Here is a 13,019-nt window from a genome sequence, read left to right as displayed (position 1 = left end):
TTTAGCCTCCATAATTATTTTTTAACGTTTCACCTATAATACTAATTCCCTGAATAATCTCTCTTTCTTTCAGCCTAGAAAATCCTAAACGTAAAGTATGTTTTCCACTACTGTCAGTGTAAAAAACATTGCCTGGAAAAAAAACAACTCCCCTTTGATAACATTTTTCTAACAGCTTTCGTGAATCGATGTTGCTTTCTAGTTCTATAAAAAGGTGGAGTCCGCCGTCACCAGTTATTCGTTTAAAAGGAATAAATTTCTTACAATAATGAACAGCTAATTCATACTTTTTCTTATAGACTGATTTAGCTTTTTTTATATACTTCTCAAAGTATCCATCATTCAAATATTGATATAACACAGCTTGATCTAATGTAGACGTGTGAATAGTTCGAGCTCTTTTCATACTTTCTAAGTAATAAATCAAATCTTTGTCTGCTAAGATCCACCCAACCCGTAAGCCAGGAAAAAGAATTTTAGAGAAGCTGCTAATATAAATAACATTATTGCCTAGTCCGGCGAAGGCTGCCAACGATGCAAGATGTGACCCTGAGTAACGTAATTCTTCATTAAATCCATTTTCAACTATAGGAAGCTGATATGCGGAAAACAGATCCATGATTTCTTTCCTTTTTTTAGAGGACGTTACGATTCCAGTTGGATTATGATAAGACGGAATTAAGTACGCAAAATCATATTCTTTCTTTGATAAGAATGTTTCTAGCTGACTAACATTGATACCGTCATTATCCATTTCAATTCCATCGATTTCGAAGCCATGTAATCGAAAGAGCTTAAGTGCAGAATCATCGGTTGGATTTTCACAAATAACACGGCCGTTCTTTTTATTTAGAGAGGATAAAAGGATATCCAGACCTTCCGTGAATCCATTGGTAATTAAAACATCTTTATTTCTAATGTCTACTCCTTTAATTTCCATGTAGTGAAGCAGGTATTCGATAAGTGGTTTATAGCCTTTTGCATATCCATAGTTAAGAACGATGTCTCCTTCAATGGACATCCGATTTAAAAAAGCCCTTTTAAAATTTTCTACGTCAAAAAGCTTTTCATCGGGTGCAATGCTATTAAATGAAATCATTTCCTTATTCCAGCGCACTCCATGCTTCATGAGGTCCAATTCATCTGCCAAAAAGGTTTGCTCATTGATTTTTTCAGTCCAATTTAACTGGAGGGATTGGGATTTGAAGGTCTCAACATGACTTACAAAGTTTCCTTTCCCTTTTACCGCATAGATAAGGCCTTCTTGTTCTAGATCCGCATAGGCAGTTAGAACGGTGTTGCGGCTGATTGATAATAAAGAACTAAGTTCACGAGTAGATGGAAGCTTTTGATGCTCTAGCAAATGCCCGTTGGTTATCATTTTTTTAAAATATTCCTTAAGTTGAATATATACAGGACGGCCTTCCGTAAGCTTAAAATCGTTAAACACTGCATTCATCCCCTTGTTGACATTTTTACATATCTACACCTATTCTAAAAGGTCCACACAATATGTATTTTTACTGTCTTGTGGTAGGGTGTGGAACTATAAAAATAGTCTAATGAAAAATCCTGAAAAATTATAGTTTCGAAAAAGACAATGACTATTTATCACTTATGTAAAATGTTAACAACTTAATGAGTTGTTAACTGAACTTTATTCTGAATATAAATAAATATAATCGGGTACAATTGTTGAAATAATTAAATCCCAATCTCTCAGTCATATAAGTGAGAAATTGGGATTTTTAATAATCGAATATCCTTAACGTTGTAAATCCTCGTTTTGCTGGTGGTACCCCTTAAAGGAAAGTTTCTTTACACGGTCAAACTACCATCTACTGTCACAATCGAACCGGCCATGAAACTTGATTTATCGGAAGCTAGGAACAAAACTGCTTCTGCAACCTCTTCAGGTTCACCATGACGCCCCATTCTAACACGTGACATTTCTTCTGGTACGTATCCTGTTTTTTCCATAGTTTCCTCAACACTTTTAAATAGTGGTGTAACGATTCCCCCTGGACAAACGGCATTGATTCGAATACCTTTATTGGCGTATTCAATTGCAGCCCCTTTAGTCATACCTATTACGGCATGTTTACTTGCAGAATAAACAGCAATGCTATGCTCTGGGCGAATTCCTGCTGATGAAGCCGTATTGATAATAGATCCTTTGCCTTGCTTCTCCATCACTTGGATTACGTATTTCATTCCGAGAAAAATGCCCTTTACATTTATGTCCATAATTCGTTCGTATTCTTTTGTTTCCACAGTTGTAAATGGAGCAAACTTTTGAATAATACCCGCATTATTAAAAAAGACATCAATACGATCATATTTATCAATAGCTTGTTTCACATAGTTTTGAACATCTTCCTCTTTCGAAACATCTGCTTTTATAAAAATACCTTCTCCACCTATATTTTGAACAAGCTTAAGCGTCTCTTCACCTGTAGCTTCGTTAAAATCAACTAGAACCACTTTATACCCGTTTTCAGCGAATTTTATACTTGTAGCTCTACCGATCCCACTACCTGCTCCTGTTACGATAGCAATTTGATTTTCATTAGACATATATATTTCCTCTTTTCTTTGTTATTTTTCATTGTGGGACTAATTTATTATAATTTGATTTTTAAGTAGTTGGTGGCCCTCTTCTTAAACCTTGCTTATTCATCATTGTTTTATCCTCTAGTCAAGTGACCCGCTACTTCTTTCTCTTTTTGCGATTTAGCTTCAACATAGTCATCATAGTTGCCGTCATATACAATGGCTCCTGTTGGAGAGAGTTCCAACATTTTGTCAGCTAGCTTATTCAAAAAATAACGGTCATGAGAAATAAAGAACAATGTACCCTCATAATTCATAAGTGCAGATTCCAGCACCCCTTTACTGAATAAATCCAAATGATTTGTCGGCTCGTCTATAATAAGAACATTAGCTTTTTGTAACTTAAGCTTTGATAGCGCAACACGTGCTTTTTCACCACCACTAAGAGCAGATATTTTCTTAAACACATCTTCACCGGTAAACAAGAAATTCCCAAGTACAGTACGAATTCTACCCTCTTCAATATGAGGAAACGTATTCCATACCTCATCTAATATCGAATTATTGGGATGTAAAGTCGATTGCTCTTGATCGTAGTAACCAATAGTAACTCCATTTCCCCAAGTTATTACGCCACTTTCTGGTTTATAATCATCGAGTAACGTCTTAAGTAATGTTGACTTTCCAACACCATTTGGCCCAATTAATGCCACCCTTTCACCTCGTCGTAGCTGGAAACTAATATTCTTTAATAGAGGCTTTCGTTCAGTACCTACTCCGACATAGATATCAATATCTCGAACTTGTAACACCTCTTTATAAGACGTTTTTTCTATTGAAAACGACATCTGTGCACGTTTTAAGTCTTTGATAGGTTTATCTATACGTTCAATTCTCTTAAGCTGCTTTCGTTTGTTTTTTGCACTTTTAGACGACGTAGCCATGGTGATGTTCCGTTGAATGTAATCTTCCATCTTCGCAATTTGTTCTTGCTGCATTGAATATTTCTTAGCTAGAATTTCACGGTTTTTCTCTTTGCTCTCAACATATTTCGAATAGTTGCCTACATATCGTCGTGCTTCGGTTCGCTCAATTTCATAAATAATAGTTACAAGCGAATCCAAAAAGTAACGATCATGTGAAACAACAAGGATAGTACCAGGATATGAGCGTAAATAACCTTCTAACCAAGCTAAAGTAGTAAGATCCAAATGATTTGTCGGCTCATCTAGAATAAGCAAATCTGGCTGTTCCAACAGTAATTTAGCTAAAGCAAGTCTCGTTTTCTGACCTCCACTTAACGTGTGAATGAGTGTGTCATTAGGAAAATTTCCAAAGCCCATTCCGTGCAGAACACCACGAATTTTTGCTTCTATTTCATAACCACCATGCTCCATAAACCATTCTGATTTTGCTGCATAACGATTCATCACTTTTTCATATTTTACGGGATCTGCTATTAAAGCAGGTTCACCCATTGTTCTTTCTAACTCTCGAAGTTCTTTTTCAACCTCAAGAAGATTAGAGAAAACATTCATCATTTCATTCCAAATCGTATTCTCCATCTCTAGTCCACTATTTTGGCGCAAATAACCAATCTTTGTTTCTTTTCCAATATAAATTTCCCCATTATCGTTAGGGATATCCCCAACAATAATTTTTAATAAGGTTGATTTTCCAGCACCATTCACTCCAACAAGGCCAATCCGATCACCTGCTTCAATTTTCATTGATATATTTGAAAGTATTGGATCACCTGAATAACTTTTACTAATACTGTTTAATTGAAGTAACATTTATATCACTCTTTCCTTATAAATATTGAGCAGCCTGTTTCATGAATTTCATCAAACAGGAAGCCACAAAAACATATTCATTTCAATTTTTCTCCTTTAGAACGCAAAAAAAGCGCCGAATAAACCGGCGCCTAAAGATTGCGTAATCCTTTAACAAGTACAAAATTATTTAATATCCTGCAAATTTTGCTTTAAAACACAAAAAGACACCGAAACCGGCGCCTAGTAATTGCATATATTTAATCACAACTCAAAGTCAGTCATTTAAAGATATTTTACAAATCCTAAAATAAGAATGCAAAAAGCTTCCGGTAGCTGTTTTCCATATGAAGTTTGCTTAAAAAAGGGCAGACTGGTCCCGTTGCAAGCAAATCCCCAAGTAGCATATGTGACTTTACTTCTTTTTCCAATGCTACATTTGCGAAAACAGTTTTCATCACTTTTTCCTCCTTATTACTTAATAGTCTTACCTATTTTAACATATGCTGATAAAAAAACAAAGCGCTTCTCCTTGTGTCTACTTGACAGGAATCAGCTCAAAAAGGGATACACCTTTTAGCTGCCCGGGGAGAAGAAAAAGGGAAGCAATTAGTTGACGAAATAAAGGTAATGGATGTTAAAGTCGATTTTGTCAAAACTGATATGAGTATTGAGAAAGCTGTTATGAATTTTGTTGATTTTGCTATAAAAAAATACGGAAAAATTGATTATTATTTAGGAAACCAAGGTGTTATTTACGAACCAAAAATGTTTGCGGATACTCCCGAAGCAGACGTTGACAAAGTATTTAGCGTTAATGTTAAGGGTGCATTTTTTGGTATGAAGCATGTAATAAAACAGTTTTTAAAACAAAGCTCAGAAAAATATGACCATTATTTCCTCTTCATCAGCTATTCGTTCAAAAACCGGCTTTGGTGTATACTCTGCATCTAAAAGAGCCGTATTAGGTTTAGTACAAGATGGAGCAATTGAATATGGGCCAAATAATATTAGAATTAATGCAGTTTGTCCAGGTGGTATTGTTACACCGTTAACTGATTCAACAATTTCATCTATGACAAAAAATAATTTCCAACAACCCAGACCATCTGTAGCTCTTCTAAATAATGGTGAGTTGGGCGAACCAGAAGGCATCTCCTACCTGACCCAACATACATGTCGCCCTTTTATGATATAAAATATAGCGAAATATTTTCAACCTCCACTTGATATAAACGATTCTAATTTATTTACGTTGCCACCGTCCATTAACATGGCATAAAATAGAAATAAAAAGTTGAACAAAAATTCAAATAAAAAAAGGAAAGAAATATTTCTTTCCTAAAAAATTTTAAACCTCATTTACTTATGATAAGGTTCTCCTTTACTAGTCTAAGTGCGGTTTATTTTCGTTACCTAACACTTTCATCATCAACAAATAATCAAGAATCAAAAGGATGCACAAAATAAAAAGCATATTAAAAAAGAAATGCTATTCATCCGTCAATTTACTTTTATCATAGTTTTTGTTTATTTAAATGATAAATAGCGAGAATCAGTTTCCTAGGATTGAAACACTGCCAATTTCAATACATTCTAATGAGTCATCAGATAATAAACTTTCAATAACTTCTTTTTTTCCGCCTACAATTGAATAATCCAAATCATAATCAGTATATAGACACCATGTTTTACTTTGATTCCACCAATAAGTCGCTGAGCCGTGTGGCTGTTTGGAAAGATCGATTAAATCTTTTAAGTCACCGAAATACAAATACCCGTTTGCAACAGGATCTATGTTTACAGTTTTTAATAAATCATAATAAAAATAACATTTTTCCCCTTGGGTAAACGGTTGTAATACGGAAACAATTTTTCCAACCTCATTAAGTTCCATACTTCCTTCATCTGGAAATACCATATATCTTGGATACCCTCCTAACGAGCGGAAGAAGTCCCTTGAACTAATAGAGTTTGTATATTCAATGTTATATTTTTTTGCTAAATCTTTAAACCATAATCTTTCTCCTATATTGAATTGAACTTCTTCATCCGGATCACATTGGCTCCATAAAAGTCTTTCATCCTTAATATTCTTATCACGATAAATGGGATGTAAGATTTTGCAAAAATAATGATATCGGTTAGGTATAACATTTGATATGAATCCAACTTTGTTTCGATTCGTCTCCTCTTGAATCCATTCAAACTGAGTAAATGTGGTTAATTTAATCATCAAAATTAGCCTCCAATTCAAAGCTAGACCTAAAATCTTCTATAGACTTTTTTACCTTGTTAATTATTCAACAAGATGTGATAAATTCCTGTTAGTTCTATTAATAGCCTGTATGTTATATAAATTTCACTTTTTTTACTAAATGCAAAACCTATTCAAGAAACAATCTTGAATAGGCTTACTTACATTTTTTACTAAAAAAACATCATTTACTTATGATACGGTTCTCCGTGTTATATCTAAATGAGGTTTTCAGTTTGTTACCTACTAATGTTTCTAACAAGAAAAATGTCCAGTTTGTCTTATTCCCCCTACCTACTACCAACACTAAAGTATCACTTCTTATTAGCTTCATGTACTTTCAACTGCTTCCCTTTGATTGTTGTGTTCTTCATCTTTTTCAACACAATCGGACCTTTATCATTTAATATTTCAACATAAGAAACAGTATCTAAAATTGTAATGATACCAATATCCTCCACTGTTACTCCATCAATTTTTGCAATCGTTCCAACAAAATCTACCGCTCTAAGCTTCTTTTTCTTCCCACCATTAAAGTACAACTTCATGATTTGCTTGTTTAATTTTTCACTTTTTGCTTGTTTAATCGTTGGTTCCACATCCATTTTTGCATCAAAAGCAGGTTTCTTATCTAAAACTTCCTCTTTTGAAGGAGCGGCCATTTTCGGAATCTCAAAACCAACGTATTCTTCAATTTCACTTAAAAACCGATCTTCAAATGGTGTAACAAAAGTGATGGCTTTCCCTTTTTGATCCGCTCGTCCTGTTCTTCCCGTACGATGGACATAGCTTTCTTTCTCTAACGGGAGGTCATAGTTGATGACATGTGTGATATTATCAATATCTATCCCTCTAGCAGCTACATCCGTAGCAATTAAATAGCGAAATTCTCCTCTTCTAAAGTCATTCATCACGTCAAGCCGATCCTCTTGTATCATGCCGCCGTGGATTTTATCACAGCTATAATCCAAATCCTCTAACTGATCACACAAAGTATCTACTCGATCTTTTGTTCGACAGAAGATGATGCAACTATCTGGATTTTCAACAATCGTTACATCTTTAAGCATAGAAAATTTATCGTCTTCTGCCACTTTAAAAAGAGAATGATCAATTTTATCAGTCGTGAGTCCCGTCGCCTTAATTTCAATATCGATAGGTGTTTTCATATAGTTAAGTGCAAGGTTTTTGACCGCTTCTGGTAGAGTAGCTGAAAATAGCATTGTCACTCGTTTTCGAGGTAACTCTTTAATGATGGCTTCTACTTGTTCAATAAATCCCATGTTTAACATTTCATCTGCTTCATCGATAACAAGATAGTTAATGCGATTTAAGGCAAGAGTACCTCTTTCAATATGATCTAACACACGGCCCGGTGTACCAACTACTACATGTGTTTTTTGCTTTAATTCTGTTTTTTGGATGGCAAAAGGTTGTTTTCCATAAACAGCTGTTGCTTTTATCCGTTTAAATCTGCCTATGTTTATGAAATCCTCTTTCACTTGTACTGCAAGTTCTCTAGTTGGTGTCAAGATTAACGCTTGAGGCTTATTTTCCTCCCAATCAATTAATTCACAAATTGGAATCCCGTATGAGGCAGTTTTCCCACTTCCTGTTTGTGATTTCACGACAAGATCCATTTTCTCTAACACAAGAGGTATAACCTTACTTTGAACGGCTGTTGGATTTATATATTCTAAGCTATCCAGCGCGTTTACTATTTCATTACTTAATTGATAATCTTTAAAACTTTCTTTGCACATAACTAAGCCTCTTTTATTTTGGATTATTTACCTTATTATTCCCGTAAAAATCATTACCTTATACAAACTACCATTATACGCGAACTTCACCTTTTAAATGAGTTAGTGCTTGAATTAATAAAAAAGTGACCTGCCTTTTGGGCAAGTCAAGTGCTCGGTATGGAAATTACTCCAAGCATAGAAATCTTCAAGCCCTATTTGAATTAATTGAAATAGATGAAATCAAATTAATTATTGAAGTTGATTTTTTTAATAAATAAGGAGGGAGTAATCCTCTCTATTTATTTTTTAAAAACCTCATTTACTTATGGTAAAGTTCAACTTATCGTTAATGGCAAACGCTATATTCAAACGAATATAAAAGCAAAACGAAACAAAGCGATTGTCGGATTAATTGTGTACTCTTTGCTTAATTTCTTTTACAGAATAAGTTTGGTTTTGGGATGAGTAAAAATGTATGGACACACCTGGTTCAATTAAATCAATAGAAAATAAAAAAACACGAGGAATACTGTATGAAGACCCCAGTTACATCTCGTGCTAATGTTACTTTTTATGTTGTATTGAACAATTATATCTTATTATTTTGGAGTAGTGTCATTTCAATCAACCTAATTATTTTAAATTATTATTCTTATAAATCTCCATAGCTATTTTTAAAAATTCTTGCTCTTTCTCTGTAAAAGGATTTGAAAATGCCAATGGCTCTGAAGTTGGCAACTTCTCTTCAATTAATTCAAGTTTCCCTTTCACGGTTTCATCCATAAGTTTTAAAAGCACTTCAATTGTTTCTTGAGATTCATTTGAATATGGTGATACTTCATTGAACGATAACTGTTTAATTTCAGATAGAACTTTAGTCCATCTTTTGTCTAAATTAATTTCTTCTGATTTATTTACATTAAATATCGTATCCACTATATTTATAGAAAAATGCTCTTTAAACCACTTCTCTGTATCTTCTTCAAACATTAATTTTTGAAGCATAGCACAAAACACTTCTATATTAACTAGCTTTTCCGATTTCACAACATCAATCATATGGCTTAAATCAGATAAAATATTTATGATTTCAAGTCTTCTCGCTTCAAATAAATTCCTCTGAAAGTTTAAAGACTTTAATAAAATTCCACCTTCAACAATATTTTTTTCAAGCATATCTTTGACATCCTTTAAAGGGAAACCAAGAAACTGTAATACTTTTATTTTTTTTAGTAATGTTAAATCGTCCTTTGAATATAATCGATGTCCACCCTCAGAATAATCACTTGGAATTAACAATCCTATGCTGTCATAATATCGGAGAGTTCTAACGCTTACTCCAGACTCATGTGCAAATTCCCCGATAGTAAATATACTCTTTTCCACCGATTTATCCCACCTCTTGTTCCTATAATTAACTCTTTAGATGTTTTATTTTTATACTTTTAAGTATTTGATAACGGGGTAAGAGAACTTTTTTCCCTTTAGGGTATAAATAGTTGCTGTTAGTATCAATATTGTTTCGAGAATTATAAGTACATAGGATAGAGTTGAAGCAATATTAAACTTCTTAGATATAAGAGTTAAGGTCAAAAAAACTGGAAAGAAAGTAAAATGGAGATTCATTCCTTCCTTTGCATGATTAGTAAAATAATCATTTCTTCCCCTTGATACTAAGTATACAAAAATAGGTAAAACAAAGGTAAGCAAAAGTGAAAACAAATGCATTAAACTTGCCAATACCCTATTCAATAAACTTTCCTTTTTCATACTACAGCTCCTCCAATTGCATAATTTTTATTAGTTACCTAATACTAGGTAACTAAATTAATCATAAAAGGTGACGCAACTGGAGATTCAAGTTCAAAATTTAAATTAACCAAACTAAGTTTTATCAAAGACTAATAACAACCATTCAAATCTCGTCAAAGGAAGTTAGAATATTGATAAATAGAGTTTCTGGAAAGAGCTTTTCTAATCCCCTCCCCCATATTCAGGGGATTTCCACTCCTATTCAAATTTTATCGAATTATTATGCCAAATTGTACTTGTTTGAAAGTTCCTTTGTAAGCTTCAGCACTACTTGTTTGCCTCTCACTTGTGGTACGACTCTCCGTTACACCTGAAACGGAGGTTTTTCACTATATATTTATTTATTTAATACTAACTACTTTTTAACTTCTTTTACATATTCCCATGTTTCTCCATTATCTTTTGATTGATAAAGTGCACTACTATTACCATTATAATCTCCATCTGCTCCTTGCCCGACTAACAGATTAAAAACCCCATCTTTCTCATAAGGCATACCTGGAGAATCGAAAGGACTTATAGTCTGTCCACTATCTAATTTAACTTCATGAGGTAAATAATTTACCTTTTTAAAAATTATGCCTCCATCATCTGTGCGATATAACTCTCCGTTCGTGCCAGAAGGACGGATTGCTCCTATAAATCCAAGTTTATCATTTATAAAAGTTATTCCTGACACACTACCAATTCCTCCGATGAATGGATCTTCATTTATAACCTCCCATGTTTTACCCCCATCAATAGTCTTGCTTAGTGTATAAAAACTACTTCCTAATGCTTTATCTGTAAAATTTAGTTGATAACCAACTTCTTTTGATAGGAAAAACTGTTCGTTGTTATTAGTTAACTCTTGTTGCTTCTCTTTAGAACTATCTTTATTTTGCGTAGTCTTTGGTTTACTCCAACTTGGGTCACCTATTAAGTGATATCTAGCAGGTATGATCTCTTTCTCTTTTCCAGGGACAAATATAGATACCGTATGTCCAATTATTTCAGAAGTTGCTACTTCAAGATGATGCTCCTTACCTTCATCATCAATATTAATAATCCCCTCAGTGTTATATCCCCAATTTCGTTTTCCATAATAGACCAATCCATACTTACTCTCATTCCACTTACTAACGGTTTGCTGAACTGGAATAGCGTTAACCGTTTTAATTAGGGGTTCTACTAGTTTATCCTCATCATAATCGGCACCTGCATATCCATTTAGCCATACAGTAATATCCTGTGATTTATTTACATCATAAGATATTAAGTAAGTTTCCTCTTTCCCATCCTCATTTTTCCCATAAACAAATGTATCAAAAGCCGTGATTGTTCCATCTGAATTAAATGTAAGCATAAAATCAGTTGCCATATATAGTTTCTTTGGCAGAGTATACTCCTTATTTATATCTTCAAAAATACCTTCTACTCCAGATTCATTTATATTATTATGTTCAAATTGAACTGTTCTTTCATTTTTTAATCTTTCAATAATCCACGCAAGTTTGCCACCATAATTTGTTGCACTTTTATAAATCTCTACTCCATAAAATAATGTTATTGCCAAAATAATAATTATAGAAATATATCGCCATGTATTTGATTTTTTTGAGCCATATTCTCTATCTTTTATCATTCTAATAGTAGTAAATGCAATGATAGATATTAAAAATACGATAGATAACAATAGAATATAAATATTATTATTCATTCTCCCATACTTACATAATGAAGCTAACTCATAGCAAAAAATCCAGTATCCAATTATTATTATTGGATTTGTTAATAATGATCTAACTATCCTTTTTATGTTTTTCCTAAATATGAAAATCACCCCTAATCAATAAATCATTATTAAGTTCCCATCCTGTATTATGACAAGAAAACTCCTCCGTCCGCTGATATTTTGGTCGGCGAATCAAAAATATTTTAGTACCGCAGAAGAGTTTTTTATACCACGCTGAAAGCTTTTTAGAACCCTAGGCCTAGCCTACGGTTTTATCTTTACAAAAAAGAACAAGCTTATTTTATGCTTGTCCTTCCTCAAATAATTCTAAACGCTTATTAAATTTCAGTCTATATTATTTGATTTCTTAACTTATACAATCTATACATTTCAACTGTAAACTCCAGCCTACTTGTAATCATTTCTTGGTCCTTCATCCATTATAACTTCTCCCATATTTGTAGACCCCATCCTAAGTTTAGGTCTACGCGGAATCTTATAACATCGCTAACGTTTTTTTGTTTATAATGAACTAAAACATAATATAAACAAAAAGGATGTTTTTCTTGCTTTTTCCATTTCGAAATGATCCTAGAAAAACTTTAATCCCCTACCTAACCAATCTTGATGAAAAATATTGGACTTTGAAATCAGATGTTTATCCAAATAATCTTGCTTGGATAATTTCTCATATAACTAGCAGTGAAGATTATTGGATTAATGAAGTTGCTCTAAATAAAAATTGTATTTTAAATGTTAATGAATACTGTTCCCCTAAAGAAATCTTAGAAAGCTACATTCAGATCAGAATATATTCAGATGATATCCTACACCAATTAGAAGATTCTCAATTAAATAAATTAGTTGAAGTCCCTAAGTTTTCAGACGGATGGAAGCCACCTACAGTGCCTACTCTAAACTGGCTGTTTGATCATGTTTATTCACATGAAAAATACCATATTGGACAAATTGCAGTTATTGCAAAAATTAACGGTTTTCAAAAGCCTTTATTTTAAGATTGTAACAGGAGGGGAAAATTTCCCCTTTTTTTACGTTTTATACATCTAAACGTACTAAATAAAATGCTTAATCTATTTAGTCAATTGCACATTTTTTAAAGAACACGGACAAGTTTTTAAAAATTGAATAGGATATAACACGCC

Annotated in this window: 12 protein-coding genes; 3 read left to right on the top strand and 9 right to left on the bottom strand. The window is 33.2% G+C overall.

Annotated elements, in window-relative coordinates:
- Window position 1 precedes the first annotated feature (1 nt).
- The 4 genes from pdxR to KDN24_RS11090 all read right to left on the bottom strand — a co-directional run bounded on the left by pdxR (window position 2) and on the right by KDN24_RS11090 (window position 4,786).
- Entirely contained in the window at window positions 2-1,450 is a 1,449-nt protein-coding gene (pdxR, locus tag KDN24_RS11105; protein WP_491348416.1) for a MocR-like pyridoxine biosynthesis transcription factor PdxR, read from the bottom strand.
- Between the two features lie 368 nt (window positions 1,451-1,818).
- Window positions 1,819-2,577 carry an SDR family NAD(P)-dependent oxidoreductase gene (locus tag KDN24_RS11100; protein WP_409972513.1) on the bottom strand — a complete coding sequence of 253 codons (759 nt, stop codon included), beginning with the start codon at window positions 2,575-2,577 and terminating at the stop codon, window positions 1,819-1,821.
- Between the two features lie 110 nt (window positions 2,578-2,687).
- The gene (locus KDN24_RS11095) at window positions 2,688-4,349 is read right to left on the bottom strand and encodes an ABC-F family ATP-binding cassette domain-containing protein (RefSeq protein ID WP_409972512.1); all 1,662 of its coding nucleotides are present in this window, start codon (window positions 4,347-4,349) and stop codon (window positions 2,688-2,690) included.
- 284 nt (window positions 4,350-4,633) lie between these two features.
- Window positions 4,634-4,786 carry a hypothetical protein gene (locus tag KDN24_RS11090; protein WP_409972511.1) on the bottom strand — a complete coding sequence of 51 codons (153 nt, stop codon included), beginning with the start codon at window positions 4,784-4,786 and terminating at the stop codon, window positions 4,634-4,636.
- A 109-nt stretch (window positions 4,787-4,895) separates the two neighbouring features.
- Here KDN24_RS11090 and KDN24_RS11085 point away from each other — a divergent pair, with 109 nt between their 5' ends.
- Window positions 4,896-5,282 carry an SDR family NAD(P)-dependent oxidoreductase gene (locus KDN24_RS11085; RefSeq protein WP_491348478.1) on the top strand — a complete coding sequence of 129 codons (387 nt, stop codon included), beginning with the start codon at window positions 4,896-4,898 and terminating at the stop codon, window positions 5,280-5,282.
- Window positions 5,215-5,526 carry an SDR family oxidoreductase gene (locus KDN24_RS11080; protein ID WP_409972510.1) on the top strand — a complete coding sequence of 104 codons (312 nt, stop codon included), beginning with the start codon at window positions 5,215-5,217 and terminating at the stop codon, window positions 5,524-5,526. The genes KDN24_RS11085 and KDN24_RS11080 overlap by 68 nt, the downstream gene beginning before the upstream one ends.
- A 357-nt stretch (window positions 5,527-5,883) precedes the next feature.
- Here the strand turns inward: KDN24_RS11080 and KDN24_RS11075 are convergent, their stop codons facing one another.
- The 5 genes from KDN24_RS11075 to KDN24_RS11055 form a co-directional block, all read right to left on the bottom strand.
- A complete protein-coding gene (locus KDN24_RS11075) occupies window positions 5,884-6,564 on the bottom strand; it encodes a hypothetical protein (protein WP_409972509.1) in 681 nt (226 codons plus the stop codon).
- A 335-nt stretch (window positions 6,565-6,899) separates the two neighbouring features.
- Window positions 6,900-8,348 carry a DEAD/DEAH box helicase gene (locus KDN24_RS11070; RefSeq protein WP_409972508.1) on the bottom strand — a complete coding sequence of 483 codons (1,449 nt, stop codon included), beginning with the start codon at window positions 8,346-8,348 and terminating at the stop codon, window positions 6,900-6,902.
- Window positions 8,349-8,963: 615 nt separating this feature from the next.
- The gene (locus KDN24_RS11065) at window positions 8,964-9,716 is read right to left on the bottom strand and encodes a MerR family transcriptional regulator (RefSeq protein ID WP_491348415.1); all 753 of its coding nucleotides are present in this window, start codon (window positions 9,714-9,716) and stop codon (window positions 8,964-8,966) included.
- 51 nt (window positions 9,717-9,767) lie between these two features.
- Window positions 9,768-10,058 carry a magnetosome magnetite crystal formation protein family gene (locus KDN24_RS11060; protein ID WP_491348477.1) on the bottom strand — a complete coding sequence of 97 codons (291 nt, stop codon included), beginning with the start codon at window positions 10,056-10,058 and terminating at the stop codon, window positions 9,768-9,770.
- 439 nt (window positions 10,059-10,497) lie between these two features.
- Window positions 10,498-11,964, bottom strand: a complete 1,467-nt coding sequence (locus tag KDN24_RS11055) for a WD40/YVTN/BNR-like repeat-containing protein (protein ID WP_409972505.1) — start codon at window positions 11,962-11,964, stop codon at window positions 10,498-10,500.
- A gap of 458 nt (window positions 11,965-12,422) precedes the next feature.
- Between KDN24_RS11055 and KDN24_RS11050 the strand changes: the two genes are divergently transcribed.
- Complete coding sequence (locus tag KDN24_RS11050) at window positions 12,423-12,872, top strand: DinB family protein (protein ID WP_409972504.1); 450 nt, start codon at window positions 12,423-12,425, stop codon at window positions 12,870-12,872.
- The last annotated feature ends 147 nt before the right edge of the window (window positions 12,873-13,019 follow it).

Origin of the sequence: Cytobacillus sp. Bva_UNVM-123 (genome assembly GCF_046351715.2) — a bacterium.
Classification (GTDB): domain Bacteria; phylum Bacillota; class Bacilli; order Bacillales; family Cytobacillaceae; genus Cytobacillus.
The sequence above is the reverse complement of the archived record's forward strand: the minus strand, read 5'-3'. Positions and strand labels throughout refer to the sequence as shown.

Bases quoted from the DNA above. Each gene is read 5' to 3' on its own strand.
- KDN24_RS11100 (WP_409972513.1), bottom strand. From the start codon at position 2,577: ATGTCTAATGAAAATCAAATTGCTATCGTAACAGGAGCAGGTAGTGGG.
- KDN24_RS11095 (WP_409972512.1), bottom strand. From the start codon at position 4,349: ATGTTACTTCAATTAAACAGTATTAGTAAAAGTTATTCAGGTGATCCA.
- KDN24_RS11090 (WP_409972511.1), bottom strand. From the start codon at position 4,786: ATGAAAACTGTTTTCGCAAATGTAGCATTGGAAAAAGAAGTAAAGTCA.
- KDN24_RS11080 (WP_409972510.1), top strand. From the start codon at position 5,215: ATGACCATTATTTCCTCTTCATCAGCTATTCGTTCAAAAACCGGCTTT.
- KDN24_RS11075 (WP_409972509.1), bottom strand. From the start codon at position 6,564: ATGATTAAATTAACCACATTTACTCAGTTTGAATGGATTCAAGAGGAG.
- KDN24_RS11070 (WP_409972508.1), bottom strand. From the start codon at position 8,348: ATGTGCAAAGAAAGTTTTAAAGATTATCAATTAAGTAATGAAATAGTA.
- KDN24_RS11060 (WP_491348477.1), bottom strand. From the start codon at position 10,058: ATGCATTTGTTTTCACTTTTGCTTACCTTTGTTTTACCTATTTTTGTA.